The organism is Citrobacter sp. Cm038 (assembly GCF_030333105.1).
GTDB lineage: Bacteria > Pseudomonadota > Gammaproteobacteria > Enterobacterales > Enterobacteriaceae > Citrobacter > Citrobacter murliniae.
Genome location: NZ_JAOWGO010000016.1, coordinates 1186962 through 1209147 on the forward strand (window position 1 = coordinate 1186962; position 22186 = coordinate 1209147).

Below are 22186 nucleotides of genomic sequence, written 5' to 3' on the forward strand. Positions count from 1 at the left end.
AATCCCCGGCGACAAATTAGAGAGTTTTATAGAAAAGTGTGGTCCCGGTCAGCGCCCCATCAGGCATTTGTGCATAGTCAGGTATGACCCCTACTTTTTGCCAACCGCAATTGTGGTAGAACAACTCAGCGCCACTGCCCGTAGCTGTATCGAGTACCAGCAGCGATTTATGTTGTTGACGTGCGCAGTCCTCAAGCGCATTCATCAATTCCCTGGCAACACCGCTACGTCGCGCTGACGGATGTACCAGTAATTTGGCGACATCGGCACGGTGAGGTTGGTTTTCAGGTTGATCGATAATGAGTTGAACTGTACCAACCAGCGTTCCCTGCGAATTTTCGCTAACAAGAACGATTCTTTCTCCACGGGTAACGCTTTGCGCAACGCTCGCCCAGAAAGGCAGCGATTTATCACGATTAAAGGGGTAAACAAAACTCACGGATGCGCCGTCATTCACGCACAGCTCAAGGATATCGCCAAGCTCATTGATTCTCTTCAGAATCTGATCCGCGCTCAGCACAAAACAGGGTTTACAGGTAACCATTTATGCTCCTTAGATAGACTCCTTCATACTGCGTTTAACATCTGCACAACACAAGGAGTCGTATCATAGGATTATGTTATCTATGGCTGGTTCATCTGGATCACTAACCAGTGATAAATTACCGTGACAACGTAACGTTGCTGCTCTGCGCTCAGCGGTTGTCCCTGGGGAATATCATGCCATTTTGCCAGACACCCGCGACAGCAAGTTGCCGTGGCATGTTGGGCGATAAACACCGGGTGTCCACGCATCGGTGTTTGCTTGCCATCATTAACGGGATATGCCGGTGCCAGTCGTTTAGCAATAAAGTCTGCAGCATGTTGTTCAATAACCGGCGCACCTTTATCTCTGCAGTACTGCCTTTCTTTCTCACCAAGGCGAAACCGTGAACGAAATGTCGACTTCGCCAGTCGGGAAAAAAGAGGATCAAGCGAAATCATCAGTAAACTGAACGCCCCAGTTGTTGGGTTAACTGTTCCAGTACTGCGATCCCTGCCAGTGAATTTCCCGCGGGATCCAGTTCCGGACTCCAGACTGCAATCGCCATCTCATGTGGCACAATCGCTACAATTCCACCGCCGACGCCGGATTTCGCCGGAAGTCCTACCCGCCACGCAAATTCACCTGCGTTCTGATACATACCACTGGTCGCCATCAGTGCATTAATCTGCCGGGCCTGCAGTGGCGTGACCACCGGCTCATTAAGATGAAAGGCATGACCCTGATTGGCCAAAAACACGAAGGTACGCGCCAGCTCCACGCAACTCATCTTAAGCGCGCAGTAGTGGAAGTAATTTTGCAGAACAGTAGTGACATCATGGTGAAAATTACCAAAGGATTTCATGAGCCAGGCAATCGCTGCATTGCGGGCCGAATGCTCAAACTCCGAGCGGGCGACCGTCGCATCATAGGCAATATCCGAAACGCCACTAAGCGCCCGAACGACTTCAAGCATGCGCTGGCGCGGTGCGCTTAGACGGCCTTGCAGCATATCGCAGACCACCAGTGCTCCGGCGTTGATGAAGGGATTGCGTGGTATCCCCTGTTCCATTTCAAGCTGAACCAGAGAATTAAACGGATGTCCTGAGGGATCCTTGCCTACACGCTGCCAGATCTCTTCTTCCTGATAATGACGCATCGCCACGACAAGGCTGAGCACCTTCGAGATTGACTGAATAGAAAAACGCTCCTGCGCATCGCCCGCCTGATAGTGCTGACCATCAACGGTACAAATGGCAATGCCCAGTTTTGAACCATCGACGGAAGCTAATGCGGGGATGTAATCAGCGACTTTACCCTGACCAATCAGCGGGCGAACCTGCTGCACAATGGTCTCTAAAATTGAATTGTCCATGGCCCTGGCCACAACATGCTCCTTGCTCGCAGGTCTGAAAGGCCTGCGAGTATAACAGAGCTGAATACACAGCGTCAGACCGGAAGACGGAATCTGGCAACGGCCTGCATTAACTGATGGGAATCATTATGCAGTTGCAGGGACGATTCAGATGCAGCATTCACCAGTTCACTGGTTTGCATGGCAGCACGGTTAAGCGACTGCAACTGGCTGGTCAACTGATGAATACTGCTCCCCTGATTGAGGGTCGCACCTGAAATATCATTCAGTAAATCCCCCAGGTTTTCCACTAATGAGATAACCTGATGTAAATTCTCATCCAGCACGTTAACCGCATTGAACCCCTCTTCAATCCCCAGTAAGGAATGATGAATCAACGCCTGAATATTCTGCGTAGACTGGCTACTTTTTTGCGCCAACAATCCAACCTCTTTTGCAACTACCGCAAACCCACGCCCTTGCTCCCCGGCGTGCGCCGCTTCAATGGCCGCATTTAACGCCAGAATTTTCGTCTGAAAAGCGATAGTGTCGATAAGCGTTATAATTCCACGCATTTCTGATGACCGGGCCACAATAGCCTGCATTGACTGGTTTACCGTTGCCATCATGCGATCGCCACCAGCAGCGATATCCCGAGCCTGCACAGCACGCTGATTAGCCAGTTGGGCAAAACCACTGTTATCTTCCACATGAGTTTCCAGAAACGAAATATGCGAAGTGACGGAATTCAGTTCCTCACTTTGTTTTGCCGACTGCTGATACAACTGCTTATTATTTTGCGCAAGTTGGCTGATATTCCCCACCATTGATGTTGTGGCATCATTAACTTGCTGCACCAACACACGCAATCCCTGCTGCATTGCATCAATTCGTGAGCTTAGCTGTGAAACCTCACGATTAAACTGGCTCACAACTGGCGTCGGCCGGGAAAGATCGCCCGCCGCCAGAATATCAATATGATCTATTAGCTGCCGTAAAGGAGTGATAACCCAGCGGGACATTCCCCACCAGACCTGAATCGCAATGACTACCAGCACGACAGGGATAAATAAAAAAAGATGCTGCAACCCTTCGAGACTGGTCAGAAGTTGCTGCCGCCCGGCTTCAACTCGCCGTCCGCCATCTTTCTGAAAGCGTGCATAGTTTTCGTTAAAATCCGTCTGAAACGCCTGAGCAGGAACGGCAAAAAACGCATCAATAGAATTGGTTTGCATCAGTCCATCCGCCTGTTCCTGAATTCCGCTATAAAAGCGCTGATAACTCGTCATCAGTTCAGGATCCTGATGAGGGTTCAGGCTGATCCAGGAATCCCAGGCATTTTTTGACTGCGTCAGTGCGCGATACGCCTCCTCCATTAGCGGGCGCCAACTCCCCTCCGAACCGGTAGCGGCGTCCTGCATAAAATAGACCCCGGCGCGGTTAAGCAAATCGCTGGCGGACAATAGCGCAACCCTCGCCTCATCGACCTTCGCCTGCTGCAAAAGCGCTAATTGATTACGTTGCTCATTATGTTGAGCATCAGTGACAGAATCGGAAAGCATTAACGAAGTCGCCACCTGCAAAACAGAGAACAGCGTAATAATGCAGAAAATACCGGTTAACAGACCAAACTGACGGGAAACAAGGCGACGAAAAATTTGCATTAAGTTCATAATACTCTTCTGTATCAAAGCGTTAAACGCGAGTGTACGCAGAGTAAATGACAGAAACATGGCAGAAATAAGACAGGTGCCCCCTTAGAGGCACCAGTAAGATCAGATACGGTTTTTCCAGACGGTCTGCACATTACAAAACTCATGCAGACCAAAATGCGAAAGCTCGCGACCAAAGCCACTTTTCTTCACGCCACCAAAAGCGACGCGTGCATCACTCGCACTAAAGCCATTGATAAACACACCGCCACACTCCAGACGTGAGGCCATTTCCTGAGCCAGCGCCTCATCAGCGGTGAAAAGTGTTGCCGACAAACCAAAATCACTGTCATTGGCGAGCGCTAACGCATGCTCAGCATTTTTCGCCACGGTGATCGCCGCGACCGGACCAAACAGCTCCTGACGGAAAGCCGTCATTTCAGGGGTCACATCGCCCAGTACCGTCACAGCATAATAGTTACCCTTGCCGGCAATTTTTTCCCCACCCAGTAGCAATCGTGCCCCTTGCGCCAGCGAGGCTTCTACCTGCTGATGCAGTTCATCACGCAGATCAAAACGAGCCATCGGTCCGAGTTCATTCTCTTCATTCAACGGAGAACCCATCTTTAACGCACTGGCAGCCGCCACAAAACGTTCAGTAAATTCTGCTGCAATCCCTTCTTCAACGATAAAGCGCTTTGCCGCAGCACAAACCTGTCCGGTATTCTGATAACGCCCTGCTACAGCGGCCTTAACGGCCAGATCCAGATCGGCATCATTGAGGACAATAAACGGATCGGAACCGCCAAGCTCCAGCACGCATTTCTTGAGCGCCGCTCCGGCCTGAGCGCCTATCGCCGCGCCAGCACGCACACTGCCGGTCACCGTTACCGCCGCAATACGTGGGTCATTGATCATTTGGCTGACCCCGGCATTATCAGCATTAACCCAGTTATAGACGCCAGCAGGTATTGCGGCATCAGCAAACACCTGCGCGATTATCTCCGCACATCCGGTCACGTTAGGCGCATGCTTTAACAAATAGCCATTCCCGGCCAGCAAAACTGGCACTGCACCACGCATGACCTGCCAGAGTGGGAAGTTCCACGGCATTACCGCCAGAATTGTGCCCAAAGGGCGATACTCAATCACCGCCTGCTGATTCTCAACCAGCGTTGGTTCCGGGTTAAGCATCGCCGGACCATGTTCTGCATACCAGTCGCATAAGGCGGCGGACTTCGCAACTTCAGCACGAGCCTGTCTGAGTGGCTTGCCCATTTCACGCGAAATGCACTGAGCCATTTCTTCTGCACGCAGGCGAAGTGCCTGTCCGACATTACGTAGCATCTGCGCCCGATACGCAACGGTCGTAAGTTTCCATTCATTGAATCCACGTGCTGCAAGGTCTAGTGCATGTGCAATCTCATCAGCACTGGTCCACGGCATCGCCGTTAATATTTCGCCATTGGAGGGATCGACGGAAATAGCATGTGTTGCTGCTGTGATGGTCATAGGTCTTACTCTCTTTATCGCAGGATATGGTTATATCATGAGCGTATTTACTCTTTATGAAAAATGAATAATATTAACCACACCATTCACGAATAGAGAAAAACAATGGATCTGACGCAACTGGAAATGTTCAATGCTGTTGCAGAGACCGGCAGCATTACGCAGGCGGCCGCAAAGGTACACCGTGTGCCATCCAATCTCACTACGCGTATTCGCCAGCTTGAAGCCGATCTGGGCGTCGATCTGTTTATTCGTGAAAACCAGCGTCTCAGGCTTTCCCCCTCCGGGCATAACTTTCTACGCTACAGCCAGCGGATCCTGGCATTAGTGCAAGAAGCGAGAATGGTTGTCGCCGGGGATGAACCGCAAGGACTGTTCTCTCTCGGATCGCTTGAAAGTACAGCGGCGGTCCGCATCCCTGCAACACTGGCGGAATATAATCAACGCTACCCCAAAATCCAGTTTGCGCTGGCAACAGGCCCCTCAGGCACCATGCTGGACGGTGTACTGGAAGGTACGCTGAATGCCGCATTTGTTGACGGTCCGATTACTCACCCAGGGCTAGAAGGAATGCCGGTATACCGTGAGGAGATGATGATTGTCACCCCCCACGGACACGCCCCGATCCATCGGGCCAGCGACGTCAATGGTTGCAGTATTTACGCCTTTCGCGCTAATTGCTCATACCGCCGCCATTTTGAAAGCTGGTTTCATGCCGATCGCGCAATGCCTGGCACAATCCATGAAATGGAGTCGTATCATGGCATGCTCGCCTGCGTCATCGCCGGAGCCGGAATTGCGCTAATACCGCGTTCAATGCTGGAAAGCATGCCGGGGCATCATCAGGTTAACGCCTGGCCGCTTAGTGAAAACTGGCGTTGGCTGAATACCTGGCTGGTCTGGCGTCGTGGGGGCATGACGCGGCAACTGGAGGCGTTCATTGAAGTACTGACCCCTCAACTCTCACAAAACTCAGATTAACCGACGTCAGTCAAATGGCGATGACAAGGAGCGATTCTCACTCCTCTTATCGTGTGAATCCGCCATAACTGCCGTCAGACTGGTCATATGTGCGATACCGAATAAGTGACAACGTCACTTATCATGGCTTTATGATTAGACCTCATCTCTTTTTCTGTTCGTATTACAACGTGACCAGCCTGTAACATACGGGTAAAAAACGAGATCTGAATCACGAAATGTTTGTATTTTAGCCAGTAAACGTTTTAAGATCATGGCCTCACCTTTTCGCAACTAACCCGACTAATTTATATGACAACAAACACTGTTTCCCGCAAGGTCGCGTGGCTACGGGTAGTTACGCTTGCAATTGCCGCTTTTATTTTTAATACCACTGAGTTCGTCCCCGTTGGTTTGCTGTCAGACATCGCGCAAAGTTTTGGTATGCAGACCGCTCAGGTCGGGATCATGTTGACAATCTATGCCTGGGTTGTCGCACTGATGTCGCTGCCCTTTATGCTGCTCACCAGCCAGGTCGAACGGCGCAAACTTCTTATTTGCCTTTTCATTCTGTTCATCGCCAGTCATGTGCTCTCTTTTCTGGCGTGGAATTTTACTGTGCTGGTTATTAGCCGTATTGGTATTGCTTTTGCGCACGCCATTTTCTGGTCAATTACCGCATCGCTGGCCATCCGGCTGGCACCTGCCGGTAAACGTGCGCAGGCTTTGAGCCTGATTGCCACCGGGACCGCACTGGCCATGGTGTTAGGTCTGCCGATCGGGCGTATCGTCGGTCAGTATTTTGGCTGGCGCACCACCTTCTTCGCTATCGGTATGGGCGCACTTGTTACCCTGGTCTGTCTGGTTAAACTGCTACCAAAACTGCCCAGCGAACATTCCGGTTCTTTAAAAAGTCTTCCACTGTTGTTCCGTCGTCCGGCACTGATGAGCCTCTATCTGTTGACGGTTATTGTAGTCACCGCGCACTACACCGCTTACAGCTATATAGAGCCTTTCGTTCAGACCGTCGCCGGACTGAGTGCAAACTTCGCTACCGTGCTACTGCTGATTCTGGGCGGGGCTGGCATTATCGGCAGCATTATCTTTGGCAAACTGGGGAATCAATACTCCTCCGCGCTGATAGGTAGTGCCATCGCATTGTTGACGGTGTGCCTGGTACTGTTGCTTCCTGCAGCCGACAGCGAAATGCACCTTGCCATACTGAGTATTTTCTGGGGTATTGCCATTATGGTGATAGGTCTGGGGATGCAGGTGAAAGTGCTGGCGCTGGCACCGGATGCCACCGATGTTGCCATGGCGCTGTTCTCCGGTATTTTTAATATTGGTATTGGCGCAGGTGCGCTGGTGGGAAATCAGGTGAGCCTGCACTGGTCAATGTCTACGATTGGCTACGTAGGTGCCCTGCCTGCCGTTATTGCACTGATATGGGCGGTGATTATATTTCGCAAATGGCCAGTTACGCTGGAAGAACAGCCTCAGCAGTAGTGAAAACCAGGCCCGACAGGAATATCGGGCCTGTTGTTTAATGGTAGGTTTGAATAATTTCCAACACACCGTTAATAATAAACTGCACGCCCATACACACCAGCAAAAAGCCCATCAGACGGGAAATGGCCTCAATACCACCTTTCCCAACAAGGCGCATGATGCCGCCAGAACTGCGCAGACACCCCCAGAGAATAATCCCGACAACCGCGAATATAATCGGCGGTGCAATCATGATCACCCAGTCAGGAAATTCAGAACCGTGACGCACGGCAGAGGCCGAACTGATGATCATTGCAATTGTACCCGGCCCGGCAGTGCTTGGCATCGCCAGCGGGACAAATGCAATGTTGGCAGTTGGTTCATCCTCCAGTTCTTCTGACTTACTTCTCGCTTCCGGGGAGTCATGCGCCTTCTGTTGCGGAAACAGCATTCTGAAGCCGATAAACGCAACGATTAACCCACCCGCAATACGTAATCCGGGAATCGAAATCCCGAAGGTATTCATTACCACCTGCCCGGCATAGTACGCCACCATCATGATGGCAAACACGTAGACAGACGCCATTAAAGACTGACGATTACGCTCCGCGCTGTTCATGTTGCCGGCAAGGCCAAGGAACAACGCCACGGTGGTTAACGGGTTTGCCAACGGTAACAGGACCACCAGCCCCAGTCCTATTGCTTTAAACAAGTCCATCATAAGATCATCTTTCCTGTGCGTTATTCGTCAACGGCAAGTATAAGGTGAAACACCAGGGATAAGCCATTTAAGCGATGTAAGGATTCATTTTGCGTCTTTACGCATAAGCCATAATTATCAGAATGTTAAAAATAAGCACACCGCAATCGACACCCACGACTTTAGCAAAACGTGGCATTCGCTGATCCATTCATTTGACTTATATTTGCCTAAGCAATAATATCAGCCGTGACTAACTACTTGCCAGGGCAACCATTGTGAAAAACACCAGTGATCTGTTCAACGAAATCATCCCACTGGGTCGTTTGATCTACATGGTTAATCAGAAAAAAGATCGTTTGTTAAACGACTATCTGTCACCGCTGGATATCACTGCATCGCAGTTTAAGGTGCTCTGCTCCATCCGATGCGCGGTGTGCATTACCCCTGTCGAATTGAAAAAAGTGCTGTCTGTCGACCTCGGCGCCTTAACGCGGATGCTCGACAGGCTGGCCTGTAAGGGCTGGATCGAAAGGCTTCCAAATCCACATGACAAGCGAGGCGTGCTGGTGAAACTCACCGAGCATGGCGCGGCAATTTGCGAGCAGTGTCATCAATTAGTAGGGCAAGACCTGCACCAGGAACTAACAAGAAACTTAACGGCGGACGAAGTAACAACGCTTGAGCATTTGCTTAAGAAAATCCTGCCGTAAACAGAAAGAGGTATGACGATGTCCAGACGCAATACTGACACAATCACTATTCATAGCATTTTGGACTGGATCGAAAATAACCTTGAATCGCCGCTCTCGCTGGAAAAAGTGTCTGAGCGTTCGGGTTACTCCAAATGGCACCTGCAACGGATGTTTAAAAAAGAGACTGGCCATTCATTAGGCCAATACATCCGCAGCCGTAAAATGACTGAAATAGCGCAAAAATTAAAAGAAAGTAACGAACCGATCCTTTACCTGGCGGAGCGTTACGGCTTTGAGTCCCAACAAACGCTGACCCGGACATTTAAAAACTATTTTGATGTCCCACCGCATAAATACCGTATGACCAATATGCACGGCGAATCCCGGTATTTGCATCCACTTAATCAATGTAATTGCTAATCGCCTGTAAAACGACGTAACCGAGGAAATCATGAAACTTCTGTCATCTGCAATGCTGGCCCTGCTGCTTGTCGTTTCGGGCCAGAGCATGGCGGAACAAACTGCGCAGCCTACGCTACAAAATAATCGTGACGCGATGATTATGCCCCCTGCGCAGGAACAGTCCCCATTCGATTTCAACCATATGGGGGCCGGAAGCGATAAGTCCGACGAATTGGGCGTGCCTTACTACAATATGCGCAGCCTGTAATTCGTTTTGCCCCGCCACCGCGGGGCTTTTTTTAGCCCCTCATCTGCACAATCTTGCGCAAACGAAAGCCGAACACGTTGATATACAGCCCCGCCATAATCAACAACGCGCCAATAAGCTGCAACCCGCTTAGCGTTTCATCAAGCAGCACAGCCGCGCTCGCCAGACCAACCACCGGAACCAGCAACGACAGCGGTGCGACACGCCAGGTCTCATAACGTCCCAGTAGCGATCCCCAAATCCCATAACCCACAATAGTCGCCACAAAGGCCAGATAGACCAGCGAGAGAATTGTCGTCATATCAATCGTGACGAGGCTGTGGACGATTTGTTCAGCCCCATCAAGGAACAACGATGCCAGAAAGAACGGGATAACGGGAATCAACGCACTCCACACTACCAGCGACATCACGGCCGGACGCGAAGTATGCTGCATGATCTTCTTATTGAAAATATTACCGCAGGCCCAGCTCAGCGCCGCCGCCAGCGTCAGCATAAAACCAAGCATTGCCACATGCTGTCCATTCAGGCTGGCTTCTATCAAAACCAGAACACCAAATACTGCCAGCGCGATCCCAACCAGTTGTTTACCCTGTAAACGCTCACCAAAGGCGAATGCCCCGAGCACAATAGTAAAAAAAGCCTGAGCCTGTAATACCAACGACGCCAGTCCCGCGGGCATGCCAAATTTAATAGCGCTAAAGAGAAACGCAAACTGCCCAAAGCTGATGGTCAGGCCATAACCGAACAGCAATGAAAGTGGGATTTTGGGGCGCGCCACAAAGAAAATAGCCGGAAACGCCACCAGCAAGAAACGCAGCCCAGCCAACATCAACGGCGGCATATTGTGCAGACCAACCTTGATGACGACAAAATTCAGTCCCCACACGACGACGACCAGTAACGCCAACAACCCGTCTTTACGCGACATTCTACCGCCCCTGGAATTATTAAATTTTTGTAAACAAGTTAAAGTAACGGAAATCTTTGTACCGTAACAGATCATTAATTCAGGTAGGCCATACAGCGCATTTTCAGACAACTTATTGAGTGTACATCACACTTTTGACATGCTATTTCTTTCCGATATCTAAAAAAAACATAACAACATGCACTGTCGGGCAGGAAAATGAATACCACCTTGAGAAGGTCCACCCTCGCTTTACTCGCCTCATCTTTATTACTAACCATTGGACGCGGCGCCACACTGCCGTTTATGACTATCTACCTCAACCGTCAATACGGACTGAGCGTCGATCTGATTGGCTACGCCATGACGGTCGCACTGACAATAGGTGTCATTTTCAGTCTGGGGTTCGGTATTCTGGCAGATAAGTTCGATAAAAAACGTTATATGCTGCTGGCAATTACCGGCTTTGCATCCGGCTTTATTGCGATTCCTCTGGTACATAACGTGGTGGTGGTAGTTCTGCTTTTTGCACTGATCAACTGCGCTTACTCAGTCTTCGCCACGGTGCTGAAAGCCTGGTTTGCCGATAATCTCTCTGCCACCAATAAGACCAAAATTTTTTCGCTCAACTACACCGTACTTAACATTGGCTGGACGGTGGGTCCACCGCTCGGTACGTTGCTGGTGATGCAAAGTATTAATTTGCCCTTCTGGCTGGCGGCGCTTTGCTCAGCCTTTCCGCTGGTGTTTATCCAGACCTGGGTGAAGCGTTCAGAAACGACATCAGAAGGTGTGAATGCATCAGTATGGTCTCCGTCGGTTTTGCTGCGTGATAGAGCATTATGTTGGTTTACGCTGTCTGCTTTTCTGGCCTCATTTGTCGGCGGCGCATTTGCGTCCTGTATTTCTCAGTACGTTATGGTTGTCGCAGACGGTAATTTTGCCGAAAAAGTGGTCGCTGTCGTCCTACCCGTCAACGCAGCGATGGTAGTGACATTGCAATATGCCGTCGGGCGCCGACTCACTGCCGCCAATATTCGACCACTGATGGCCGGAGGGACACTCTTCTTCGTTCTGGGACTGGTCGGATTTATTTTCTCAGGCAACAGCTTGCTACTTTGGGGGATATCCGCAGCATTCTTCACAATTGGCGAGATTATTTACGCTCCCGGTGAATACATGCTCATCGACAACATTGCACCGGCGGGTATGAAAGCGAGTTATTTCTCCGCCCAGTCACTGGGTTGGCTTGGCGCAGCGGTAAACCCGTTAGTCAGTGGCGTTATTTTGACGACGTTGCCATCCTGGTCACTGTTTGTGGTGCTTATTATCGCCATCGTCCTTGCCTGGGCACTGATGCTAAAAGGGATGCGCGCCAAGCCCTGGGGTCAGCCAGCGGTCTGCTGATCATGCAGCTACAGAGCCCTGGCGGCTCTGTAGCCTCACTACTCAGATAGCCACCAGCCCACGCACCCCCTCTGCTTGCATATTTTCTCCCAATCCACTTTGAATAATACTTCCGCGCGACATCAACAAATATCGGTCGGCAAGTTGTTCGGCAAAGTCATAAAATTGTTCCACCAGCAAAATCGCCATATCACCACGATGTGCCAGTTGAGAGATAACCTGGCCAATTTCTTTAATGACTGAAGGCTGGATCCCCTCGGTCGGCTCATCGAGTATCAATAGCTGTGGACGACTCGCCAGTGCCCGACCAATCGCTAACTGTTGCTGTTGCCCGCCAGACAGATCGCCGCCCCGGCGGTGTTTCATCTCTTTCAGGACCGGAAAGAGCGCATAGATTTCATCCGGAACAGACTTTGCCTGATGCGCAGGAAACCGGGACAATCCGAGCAGCAGGTTCTCTTCCACCGTCAGACGAGGAAATATTTCCCTCCCTTGCGGTACATATGCCACGCCAGCCTGAACGCGCTGGTGCGGCTTTCGCTGCGTGATATTCTTCTCCTGCCAGATTACACTTCCGGTGCGGGTCGGAATGAGCCCCATCAGGCACTTCAGCAGCGTCGTTTTTCCAACACCATTACGCCCCAGCAGACATGTTACCTCGCCGATATGCGCTTCAAAGCTCACGCCGCGTAGAATATGACTACCGCCATAATATTGATTCAGTTCGTTCACCTGTAGCATCAGAACCTCCTATCGCCCGAGATAGACTTCAATAACCTGCTCATTGGCCTGCACTTCACGCAGACTGCCCTCGGCCAGAACACGCCCCTGATGCAAAACAGTGACATGGTCAGCAATGGTTTCAACGAAACCCATATCATGCTCAACGACCATTAGAGAGTGTTTACCGGCAAGTGTCCGAAACAGCTCTGCGGTGTATTCCGTTTCTGCATCGGTCATCCCTGCTGCTGGCTCATCCAGCAACAACAAATGCGGCTCCTGCACCAGCAGCATGCCGATCTCCAGAAACTGTTTTTGTCCATGAGAAAGCAGTCCGGCGCGACGACTACGATCGTTAGCCAGCCGCAGTAGCCCTAACATGTCATGAATACGATCCCGCTGTTCCCCCGAAAGACAAGCCCGTAAGGAACCCCACACGGATTTATCATTTTTCATTGCCAGCTCAAGATTCTCTTCCACTGTCAGAGCTTCAAATACCGTAGGCTTCTGAAATTTACGCCCAATCCCCTGACGGGCAATAGCGACCGAATCAAGCGCGGTTAAATCTGTCGATTGGTCATAAATCGCACGTCCACTCTGCGGCCTTGTTTTGCCGGTAATGACATCCATCAATGTCGTTTTTCCTGCACCGTTAGGGCCAATAATGCAACGTAACTCCCCTACACCAATGTTGAGTGTTAAATCTGTTAGCGCCTGGAAACCATCAAAGTTAACGTTGATTTTTTCCAGTTGCAGTACCGGGTCAGTTTGATTACGAAAGCGGTCGCCGGGCATCTGACGGGTAAAAAGTCCTTCATCTGGCAGCATTATTTATCTCCCTTACGAAACAAGCCGATCACCCCACGAGGTAAAAACAGCGTTACGCCAATAAATATCAGGCCGAGAAACAGCTGCCAGTACTCCGGCATAATGACGGTAAACCAACTTTTAGCACCGTTGACCAGCAGTGCGCCAAATACCGGACCAATTAGCGTGCCACGCCCACCCAACGCAACCCAAATGGCCGCTTCGATTGAGTTGGTTGGCGACATTTCACTGGGATTAATAATGCCTACCTGTGGGACATACAGTGCCCCTGCCAGCCCACATAGCACCGCAGAAAGTGTCCACACCAACAGCTTGAATCCTTTCGGGTCATAACCGCAAAACGTCAGACGGTTTTCAGCGTCACGTACAGCAGTCAAAATACGGCCAAACTTACTGCGGGCAAGCGCCAGTCCCAGCCACAGCGCCAGAACCAACAGCATTACGGTCGCTAAAAATAAGGCGACACGAGTTGAGGTTGCGGTAATGGGAAACCCCAGAATCGTCGTGAATCCGGTAAAACCATTGTTGCCGCCAAACCCGGTTTCATTGCGAAAAAACAACAGCATCCCGGCAAAAGTCAGCGCCTGGGTCATGATGGAAAAATAGACGCCTTTGATTTTTGACCGGAAAGCAAAATAGCCAAAGACCAGCGCCAGCAGACCGGGAACCAGAACGACCAACAGCATTGCCCAGATAAAATGTTGCGTTCCCCACCAGAACCAGGGCAGTTCGCTCCATGACAGGAAAGACATAAATGCGGGCAATTCTTCGCCAGACGCCTGACGCATCAGATACATCCCCATTGCATAACCCCCCAGCGCGAAGAAAATCCCATGTCCGAGAGAAAGCATTCCGGCGTATCCCCATACCAGATCCAGCGCAACCGCAACAATGGCATAACAGAGGATTTTTCCAACCAGGGTCAGCGTCCAGACGGATATTGCCAGCGGATGCTCTGCAGGCAGGAGCGCAAGAAACGGCAATATAATCAGCGCGAGCAACAAACTCAGCCCCAGTATCCGCATTGTACGCGGCGCTTTACGCGCCAGCGTTAATGTCATTGGCATCGTCATCAGTCAATAACCCTCCCTTTCAGCGCGAACAATCCCTGGGGGCGTTTCTGAATAAACAGAATGATTAGCACCAGGATCATAATTTTGCCGAGTACAGCGCCAACCTGCGGTTCAAGTATTTTATTGAAGATCCCAAGGCCAAACGCGGCAGCCACACTGCCTGCAAGTTGCCCAACGCCGCCGAGCACTACCACCAGAAACGAATCGATAATGTAACCCTGTCCCAGTTCAGGTCCGACGTTGCCTAGCTGCGACAACGCCACACCACCCAGTCCGGCAATTCCGGATCCCAGGCCAAAAGCCAGCATATCCACACGCCCGGTCGGCACACCGCAACAGGCCGCCATACTGCGATTTTGCGTTACCGCACGCACGTGCATTCCCAGACGTGTTTTATTCAGCAACAGCCAGGTAAAGAACAGAACCAGAATGGCAAAACCAAGTACCACGAGCCGGTTCCACGGCAAAATCAGGTTGGCATAGACCTGGATGCCACCCGATAGCCATACCGGGTTAGCAACCTCCAGGTTCTGTGCCCCAAAGGTCATGCGCACCAACTGGATAAGCATCAGACTGATCCCCCTGGTCGCCAACAGCGTTTCAAGAGGGCGTCCGTATAGATGACGAATAACGCCGCGTTCGAGAATCATCCCTATCCCTGCGGTAAGAAGAAAAGCAACCGGCAGTGCGACAATCGGGTAAAAGGACAACCACTGTGGAGTAAAGTGGATCATCAGTTGTTGCACCATCCAGGTACAGTAGGCCCCAAGCATCAGCATTTCACCATGTGCCATATTGATGACGCCGAGTAAACCGTAAGTAATTGCCAATCCCAGAGCTGCCAGCAGCAAAATTGACCCCAGTGATAACCCCATAAACGCCTGCCCAAGAAGATCGCTAATCATCATGCGATGGCCGATGGAATTCAGGCTCTCGCTTGCTGCCGCGCGTACGCTGGCATCAGGTTCATATTCAATCTGGGTAAAGGGTTGTAACCGCGCCTGAGTTTCAGGATCATTTGACTCAGCCAACAGTTTGATCGCCTGGCGTCTGACCTGCGGCAACGTGCTGTTGAGTTGCAGATTTGCCAGTGCAATGGAGAGCTGTGACTTCACGCCTGCATCAGTCTCCTGCGCCAGCCTTTGTTGCAGAAACGGCAACATGGCAGGAAGTGCTTCCCGTTGCAATGTCCTTGCAGCGGCAACTCTTTCAGTGACACTGTCACTTAGAAGTTGATGTATCGCCAGCGTCCCGGCGACCAGATTACGTAGTCGGTTAGTCAGGCGGATTTTTGTTAACTCCCCGGATGGGCTGGTCACTGCACCAAGCGGTTGCACCAGGGTGCCATTCATTGTAAACGCATTCTTTGCGCTGTCGGTCAGCAGACTTTCGCTCCCCAATGCATACAGCACAGGTAAACGTTGCGCCTCAGGGTTGAGCGACCATTGTTCCAGTAAGGCGGCCTGTTGAGTACGGCTGGCTGCGGTAAAGATATCGGCATCTGTTGCCTGTGCTATCCACGGCAAAAGCCACGTCAGCAGCAACACGCCACGAATTAAGCGCATGGCTTTCATGATAGCGTTCTCCAAAATTGCGCCCTCCCGCAGGAGGGCAAAAGATCAGTTGCTGGCAGTTTTGACGGGCTGTTCTGACTTTTTGTCATTGCCGCTGATATACGGACTCCACGGCTGAGCGCGGACTGGGGCATCGGTCTGCCATACCACGTTGAACTGGCCGTTACTTTCAATTTCACCAATCATGACCGGTTTATGCAGGTGATGGTTGGTTGAATCCATCGTCAGGGTAAAACCTGAAGGTGCAGCGAAAGATTGCCCTGCCATCGCAGTACGTACTTTATCCACATCGGTGGTGCCGGCTTTTTCCACCGCCTGCGCCCACATATGCAGGCCGACGTAGGTCGCCTCCATCGGATCGTTTGTCACTACAGAATTCGCATTCGGCAGCTTATGCGCTTTGGCATAGGCCCGATAATCAGCAACAAACTTCTGATTAGTTGCATTATCAACGGACTCGAAGTAGTTCCAGGCCGCCAGATTTCCCACCAGTGGTTTGGTATCAATGCCACGTAATTCCTCTTCGCCAACTGAGAATGCCACCACCGGAACATCCGTTGCTTTCAGCCCCTGGTTAGCCAGTTCTTTATAAAACGGAACGTTGGAGTCACCATTAATGGTCGATACCACCGCTGTTTTGCCGCCAGCGGAGAATTTTTTAATACTGGCAACAATTGTCTGATAATCGCTGTGTCCAAACGGGGTATACACTTCTTCAATGTCTTTATCGGCGACGCCCTTCGAATGTAAAAAGGCGCGCAAAATTTTATTAGTTGTACGGGGATAGACATAATCCGTACCAAGCAGGAAGAAACGTCTGGCGCTGCCGCCGTCTTCGCTCATCAGGTACTCAACCGCCGGAATTGCCTGCTGGTTAGGTGCTGCTCCTGTATAAAAGACGTTAGGTGACATCTCCTCACCTTCGTACTGCACTGGATAGAACAGCAAACCGTTTAGCTCTTCGAACACCGGCAGAACCGATTTACGCGACACCGATGTCCAGCAGCCAAAGACCGCCGCCACCTTATCCTGACTCAACAACTGACGGGCCTTTTCGGCAAACAACGGCCAGTTTGAGGCCGGGTCAACCACTACCGGTTCCAGCTTCTTGCCCAACACACCACCACTGGCATTGATTTCATCGATGATCATTAGAGCCACATCTTTAAGCGGTGTTTCAGAAATTGCCATCGTCCCTGACAATGAATGCATGATGCCAACTTTAATAGTGTCTGCGGCCTGGACGCTAAAACTTAGCCCCATTGCCACAGCAGAGGCCGAAAGAGCAAAAGCTTTTAGTAATGTACGACGCTGCATAATTTCACTCCTGAAAGATGATTTGCGAAAGCTCCGGTGCAGCCGGGCTGACAAAACGGTGCAAATTAAGGGTGTTCAGAAGTAATAAGGAAAAAACGATGCCAGATATTTTAAGCCCATTTAAAATCAGTGAATTAGAAACAAATACAGGAATTCAACTGCAACACCTGGGCTCAAATGCCAGGTAAGTTGAACCACCATGAAACAGCGTTGCATTAGAAACGTGCAACACTTTGTATCGATTGCAGCATCACAAACGGGGATAATGACAGTCGCTTTTTGAGTTCCTGCATTATTCCATCATTATTTTCGTCACTATTATTTATTTTCCTCGACGAAATAGCGTTAAAAACTTACCTTTCTGTCGAAATAATCACATAGTTCAGCCTTTGTTTAAGTTTGAATTGCTACTCTATATCTAAAATAATTTGAGTTGCTGGCAAGCAACAACTGAGCGAAGCCCCAGGTAACTTGAAGTATGGAGGGTATGGTTATAAACGAGGTGAAATTAAGGTAAGAGAGGAAACTCAAAAAGCAAAGGAGTAATTTAATATGTTAGGTAATATGAATATTTTCATGGCAGTTCTGGGAATTATTTTATTTTCCGGTTTTCTGGCCGCCTATTTTAGTCACAAATGGGATGATTGATGAACGACGATAGTCCTGCACCGAACCGGCCCCTTGTAGCGTAACTGCACAAGGGGCCATTTTTTTACCCGCCACAGTCCAGTAAGAATTTTCCAGCGTAACAGGCAAAAAAAACCGCCGGACAGACCAGCGGTAAATGCTTGCATGGATAGATTTGTGTTTTGCTTTATACGCTATCAGGCGATTCCCTGCTGAGATAACGGATAGTCGGCTATGCTATCATCGACAACCCCAATGAAAGTTAAACGAAACGAAACTCCCCAGACAAAACTCACTCTCTGACCCGTGGCATCAATCGATCGTTAGTCTCAACCAACCTGATTTGCTGATGTTGATCCATAAACATACAGCGATTCCTGCCAGTCTGCTTCCCTTCATACATCGCACTGTCCGCCCGCCCGAGAGCGATATCCAGCGTTTCCCCCTGGTGCACACGGGAGATACCTGCAGTCACAGTGATGCTCAGTTCGCCGTCAGGATATGAGATTTTTTTACCGCCAATTAAATGGCAAATACGTAATCCCGCCTGGCACGCTTGCTCATCAGTCTTCGTCCTGATAAGGATAATGAACTCTTCACCACCATAGCGATACGCGGTTTCATCATGACGTGTCCATACTTGTAGATTTGCAGCCAGACTACGCAACACCATGTCGCCAACCAGATGACCATAAGTATCATTAACATATTTAAAACGGTCGATATCCAGCAATACGATGTACAAATTAAGTGGCTCAGCATCGAGCAACTGGCGGTCAAAAGTCTCATCAAGCATCCTTCTGCCGGGCAACCCGGTTAACACATCGATATTGCTACGAATATTGAGTAAATATATTTTATAGTCCATTACCGCAGACGTAAACGACAATAGCGCGTCCTGAAAGCTATCAAAATGCCATGAATGACTACGCTCTGCGACTATCGCCAATAGTAACTCTTTACCTAACGAGTGCATTTTTTCATGCGCGGATGTAATCCCGGCAATATAACTACAATCTCCATTATTTTGCGGCGCAGAATTATTTAACCATTGACCAAATTTGCAGGCACAATGCGCGTGAGACCCAGTAATGTCCAACTGCGTGACGTCAGACGATACGACGCAGCGGAACATTTTCACCAACCATTTGTAGTGAGCATCAATTGAATGATTGAGTTCCAGCAAAATTGTATCTATTTCCGGTGTTCTTTTTATCATCTCGACTCCCTTCCCTGTGTGAGCACTTCAACAGAAACAGTTTAACGATAAAAAAGAAAACTTATGTAAACTTATTAATAGTAGTTAATATACCAACGTTAAAGTTAGCAGTGATACGGGCTGTTATTACACAGACTGTATCACCCTCACGGCTATGCTTTTCTGAGGCTGGAGACTCTCAATTCCAGTTCTGAAATATCTCCAGATGATAATAGTGGTTGTAACTCTAGCAACCTTTCTTCTGGAATTTGATATAAATCAAGGTCCCGTAATCGCTTAATATCATTTTCAGGAAATCGATATTTTATGATTTTTGCAGGATTGCCCCCAACGATTGCGTATGGAGGTACATCTTTGGTAACAACCGAACCAGCGGCCACTACGGCGCCTTCTCCAATGGTGACGCCAGGCATTATCATTGCTCGCATACCTAGCCAGCAACCATCCTGTAGTACGGTATCACCACGAAACTGGTAGGCATCCTTAATAGATTCCATAAAGGGATAAAGACTTATCCAGTCAAGCCGATGTGTACTGTTCCCCCCCATAAGAATAACGCTCTCCGCGCCAATACAGACAAAATTACCGATAATCAGCTTATCCAGATGGCCAAGAGGTTCCCAGCCTCTACTAACCTCATCACCGAGCAGATATCGCACAACTGAATGTTCAAATCCTTTATCCCAACAGTCACTGTAATAGCTATGAGTCCCTTTGATACAAATATTTGGGTTAGTCACTGTCTGATGAAGATATTCCATTCTTGACCAATGCTTTCCTGACATTTCCGTCATCCTTTTATACAGCGTTTTTAAAAAACAACGCAATTATGAATGGCCTCATTATATCTGATTGTCATGAGAGAAATCAGATGAGTCATCTGGCGGCTGACGAACCTGAAGCTGGTGGTTATCTGGCACAGAATAAAGTTGGGGGTTCTACTCCAGGTTTATCCGTAACATCAACAATCGCTATGGATTCGTGATATCGTTTTTTGCATAAACTAACAACGGAGACATGTATGCGTGTCGACACAAAAGTAAGGATTTGTTCACTATGTTACCTGGTTTGTGCGTACGCTATCGCAGTTGTAGTCATGGCGTTGTTTGCTGATTTTGTTGTAGCGGGTGTAGCCATTGATCTGTGGAGAGGCGAACTTACTGTCACTGATTACTTTGAGTTACGAAAACTACTTTTGCTCAAACTTTCAGGGCTGGGTGCAATAATCGGCTTTGTGGTATGGTTTTTCTTCTACCGAAAGCAATCTCATCACGATCCGTTAGATAAATATTTCAAATAGACAAGGCTGCTGAAAAAACGCAGCTTTATCCTTCGCCTGTGATTATTGTCATGCAAACATGATCGAGAACGCATTTTCCGGTGATTACCGGGATTAGTGTGTGATCGGTTCCCTGAAGGACATAATCATGAAAAAGTTACTAATATGTTGCTTATTCGGAAATACAGCTAATTCTCTGGCAAAAAAAATGCAGAAAATAGCGAACGCACAAAACCACCAGATGATAATCAGCGCAGTTGGGCTGGATAATTTTGCCAGTGTGGCACCTGCATTCGACTGTTTTCTGGTTGCTCCCCACATCCAGTACAAACTCTCTGAGCTCAAAACCGTTGTCGGCGACTTACGCCCCATTGCTGTTATAGAAAGTCTTCCGTATGCCTCGCTGGACGGAGAGAAAGTATTAAGCTTTGTACTCGCTCATATGCCAGAGATGATCGATTAAATTGTGCGGTCGACCATACACATCATGTATAGGTAATTTATCAACTTAAGCGCGGCACATTACTTTTATGTACGCCACTACGCCGGAAACACTCACCTCGCCCAGAACATACTGGACGAGGTTCGAGGGAGATTCCTGTAAATAAAAACCGGGGATAATCCCCCGGTTAGCGCAGCATTAAAAGTTATACTTAATACCCACCATGGCATTGGTGTCACTGTATCCTTTATCCCCCATCTGGGCGCCGACATTGCCCCACAGATTGACCCGAGGGTTAATCTGTCCTTCAACACCCACTTTGACTTCACCAATGTTGCGGGCGCCAGCCTGGCTGATGTGGACATTATCCATGTTCACGTTATAACTGCGCGTATTATGCAACCAGTTGGCTTCAATGAACGGCTCGAAAGTACGGTCTTTGTTGTCATCCATCGCATGATGGCTCTTCAGGTACGTACGAAGGCCCAGGCGGGTTTGTACGTTACCGTCGCCACCGCTGCTAACGCGGGTTCCATTGGTTTCACGATGGTTGTCTGCTTTCACGCCCATCCAGGTGGCCTGGGCTTGTGGCTGGATAAACCATTCATTAAGCGTCCCTTTGCTGCCAGCAAACTCGCCCAGTTTCTGGGTGTAACCCGTCTCCAGCGAGGCCGTAAAGCCTTTAGACTTGTAGGATTCGCTGGCCAGTTGCTGCCCGTTAACCTGGTTGTTGAACCAGCTGTACTGGAGCCAGCTGTCCACATACAACCCTGCTTTATCCGCATCGCTGGCGAACCAGGTGCCGTAAGCGCCAACGCTGTAACCGTTTATGGAACCTTTTGAATCATAACCCGTGACGGAAGAGCGGGTAGAACTGTGGTTATTACCGTAACCCGCCATCAGACCCAGGTGGCCTCTGTTCAGGCCATCGGTTGACCACTGCGCAACATCGCCACCCAACTGTGCGACATAACTGTTGCTCTGTGTTTTCAACTGACCACTGCCATCACGCCAGTTATTATGGCTACCGACCTGGCGTAGCCACAGACTGGTAACTTTCTTCTCACCGGTCAGAGCATCAACGTACTGCGTTTCCCCCAGACGGTCGTGCAGACGGGTGTTGAATAACGTGTTCGCAGCCGCAATGTTTGCAAGATAGCTACCTGCTTCAGGGCGGTTAACATGTGTTTCATCAGAGGGGTCAACCGGCGGTGTTACAGGATCAACGGGAGGGTC

The 22186-nt window shown here is 49.7% G+C and carries 24 protein-coding genes; 9 read left to right on the forward strand and 15 right to left on the reverse strand.

Annotated features, from left to right (window positions below; translation table 11 throughout):
- Positions 1–16: 16 nt before the first annotated feature.
- From OGY01_RS07905 to sad, 5 genes are all read right to left on the reverse strand, one after another.
- Positions 17–544, reverse strand: coding sequence for a GNAT family N-acetyltransferase (locus OGY01_RS07905; protein WP_045442748.1), 528 nt, complete (start codon positions 542–544; stop codon positions 17–19).
- Between the two features lie 80 nt (positions 545–624).
- On the reverse strand, positions 625–984 hold the full coding sequence (locus tag OGY01_RS07910; RefSeq protein ID WP_048221475.1) for a DUF4186 domain-containing protein: 360 nt from the start codon (positions 982–984) through the stop codon (positions 625–627).
- Positions 984–1910: a glutaminase B gene (glsB, locus tag OGY01_RS07915; protein WP_045442746.1), complete on the reverse strand. Its 927-nt coding sequence runs from the start codon at positions 1908–1910 to the stop codon at positions 984–986. The genes OGY01_RS07910 and glsB overlap by 1 nt, the downstream gene beginning before the upstream one ends.
- 62 nt (positions 1911–1972) lie before the next feature.
- Positions 1973–3550 carry a methyl-accepting chemotaxis protein gene (locus tag OGY01_RS07920; protein ID WP_286492799.1) on the reverse strand — a complete coding sequence of 526 codons (1578 nt, stop codon included), beginning with the start codon at positions 3548–3550 and terminating at the stop codon, positions 1973–1975.
- Between the two features lie 102 nt (positions 3551–3652).
- Complete coding sequence (gene sad / locus OGY01_RS07925; RefSeq protein WP_286492800.1) at positions 3653–5041, reverse strand: succinate-semialdehyde dehydrogenase; 1389 nt, start codon at positions 5039–5041, stop codon at positions 3653–3655.
- 105 nt (positions 5042–5146) lie between these two features.
- Between sad and ptrR the strand changes: the two genes are divergently transcribed.
- Complete coding sequence (ptrR, locus tag OGY01_RS07930; RefSeq protein ID WP_200013210.1) at positions 5147–6022, forward strand: putrescine utilization regulator PtrR; 876 nt, start codon at positions 5147–5149, stop codon at positions 6020–6022.
- 291 nt (positions 6023–6313) lie between these two features.
- Positions 6314–7507, forward strand: a complete 1194-nt coding sequence (locus OGY01_RS07935) for a sugar transporter (protein ID WP_045442742.1) — start codon at positions 6314–6316, stop codon at positions 7505–7507.
- A gap of 37 nt (positions 7508–7544) precedes the next feature.
- On the opposite strand, the gene OGY01_RS07940 is transcribed toward OGY01_RS07935, so the two are convergent.
- Positions 7545–8210: a MarC family NAAT transporter gene (locus OGY01_RS07940; RefSeq protein WP_045442735.1), complete on the reverse strand. Its 666-nt coding sequence runs from the start codon at positions 8208–8210 to the stop codon at positions 7545–7547.
- Positions 8211–8467: 257 nt separating this feature from the next.
- Between OGY01_RS07940 and marR the strand changes: the two genes are divergently transcribed.
- Genes marR through marB form a run of 3 tightly spaced genes read left to right on the forward strand, consistent with a single transcriptional unit; the run spans position 8468 to position 9554 of the window.
- The gene (gene marR / locus OGY01_RS07945; protein WP_286492802.1) at positions 8468–8902 is read left to right on the forward strand and encodes a multiple antibiotic resistance transcriptional regulator MarR; all 435 of its coding nucleotides are present in this window, start codon (positions 8468–8470) and stop codon (positions 8900–8902) included.
- An 18-nt stretch (positions 8903–8920) separates the two neighbouring features.
- Complete coding sequence (gene marA, locus OGY01_RS07950) at positions 8921–9304, forward strand: MDR efflux pump AcrAB transcriptional activator MarA (RefSeq protein ID WP_138140554.1); 384 nt, start codon at positions 8921–8923, stop codon at positions 9302–9304.
- A gap of 31 nt (positions 9305–9335) precedes the next feature.
- On the forward strand, positions 9336–9554 hold the full coding sequence (gene marB, locus OGY01_RS07955) for a multiple antibiotic resistance protein MarB (protein ID WP_045442728.1): 219 nt from the start codon (positions 9336–9338) through the stop codon (positions 9552–9554).
- A gap of 31 nt (positions 9555–9585) precedes the next feature.
- On the opposite strand, the gene eamA is transcribed toward marB, so the two are convergent.
- A complete protein-coding gene (eamA, locus tag OGY01_RS07960) occupies positions 9586–10485 on the reverse strand; it encodes an O-acetylserine/cysteine exporter (protein WP_286492803.1) in 900 nt (299 codons plus the stop codon).
- A gap of 198 nt (positions 10486–10683) precedes the next feature.
- On the opposite strand from eamA, the gene ydeE reads away from it, so the two are divergent.
- Positions 10684–11871 carry an efflux MFS transporter YdeE gene (gene ydeE / locus OGY01_RS07965; RefSeq protein ID WP_045442723.1) on the forward strand — a complete coding sequence of 396 codons (1188 nt, stop codon included), beginning with the start codon at positions 10684–10686 and terminating at the stop codon, positions 11869–11871.
- A gap of 42 nt (positions 11872–11913) precedes the next feature.
- Here the strand turns inward: ydeE and urtE are convergent, their stop codons facing one another.
- The 5 genes from urtE to urtA are packed head-to-tail and all read right to left on the reverse strand — an operon-like array spanning position 11914 to position 17383.
- Complete coding sequence (gene urtE / locus OGY01_RS07970) at positions 11914–12612, reverse strand: urea ABC transporter ATP-binding subunit UrtE (protein ID WP_045442720.1); 699 nt, start codon at positions 12610–12612, stop codon at positions 11914–11916.
- 9 nt (positions 12613–12621) lie between these two features.
- On the reverse strand, positions 12622–13419 hold the full coding sequence (gene urtD / locus OGY01_RS07975; protein WP_225760901.1) for an urea ABC transporter ATP-binding protein UrtD: 798 nt from the start codon (positions 13417–13419) through the stop codon (positions 12622–12624).
- Positions 13419–14492 (reverse strand): urea ABC transporter permease subunit UrtC, encoded by a 1074-nt coding sequence (gene urtC / locus OGY01_RS07980; protein ID WP_225760900.1) that lies wholly within the window; start codon positions 14490–14492, stop codon positions 13419–13421. Before urtC ends, urtD begins: the two co-directional genes overlap by 1 nt.
- The gene (gene urtB / locus OGY01_RS07985) at positions 14492–16066 is read right to left on the reverse strand and encodes an urea ABC transporter permease subunit UrtB (RefSeq protein WP_286492840.1); all 1575 of its coding nucleotides are present in this window, start codon (positions 16064–16066) and stop codon (positions 14492–14494) included. Before urtB ends, urtC begins: the two co-directional genes overlap by 1 nt.
- 45 nt (positions 16067–16111) lie before the next feature.
- Entirely contained in the window at positions 16112–17383 is a 1272-nt protein-coding gene (gene urtA / locus OGY01_RS07990) for an urea ABC transporter substrate-binding protein (RefSeq protein ID WP_286492804.1), read from the reverse strand.
- A gap of 552 nt (positions 17384–17935) precedes the next feature.
- Here urtA and mgtS point away from each other — a divergent pair.
- The gene (gene mgtS, locus OGY01_RS07995; RefSeq protein ID WP_000901362.1) at positions 17936–18031 is read left to right on the forward strand and encodes a protein MgtS; all 96 of its coding nucleotides are present in this window, start codon (positions 17936–17938) and stop codon (positions 18029–18031) included.
- Positions 18032–18302: 271 nt separating this feature from the next.
- Here the strand turns inward: mgtS and OGY01_RS08000 are convergent, their stop codons facing one another.
- Positions 18303–19229, reverse strand: a complete 927-nt coding sequence (locus OGY01_RS08000) for a diguanylate cyclase (protein ID WP_048221483.1) — start codon at positions 19227–19229, stop codon at positions 18303–18305.
- A gap of 152 nt (positions 19230–19381) precedes the next feature.
- Complete coding sequence (locus OGY01_RS08005; protein ID WP_048221484.1) at positions 19382–20014, reverse strand: CatB-related O-acetyltransferase; 633 nt, start codon at positions 20012–20014, stop codon at positions 19382–19384.
- A gap of 236 nt (positions 20015–20250) precedes the next feature.
- Here OGY01_RS08005 and OGY01_RS08010 point away from each other — a divergent pair, with 236 nt between their 5' ends.
- Positions 20251–20529 (forward strand): hypothetical protein, encoded by a 279-nt coding sequence (locus tag OGY01_RS08010; RefSeq protein ID WP_045442700.1) that lies wholly within the window; start codon positions 20251–20253, stop codon positions 20527–20529.
- Between the two features lie 127 nt (positions 20530–20656).
- Positions 20657–20971: a PTS sugar transporter subunit IIB gene (locus OGY01_RS08015; RefSeq protein WP_286492806.1), complete on the forward strand. Its 315-nt coding sequence runs from the start codon at positions 20657–20659 to the stop codon at positions 20969–20971.
- Between the two features lie 177 nt (positions 20972–21148).
- Here the strand turns inward: OGY01_RS08015 and OGY01_RS08020 are convergent.
- Positions 21149–22186 (reverse strand): autotransporter outer membrane beta-barrel domain-containing protein (locus tag OGY01_RS08020; RefSeq protein WP_286492807.1); only part of this gene is annotated, 1038 nt, incomplete at its 5' end.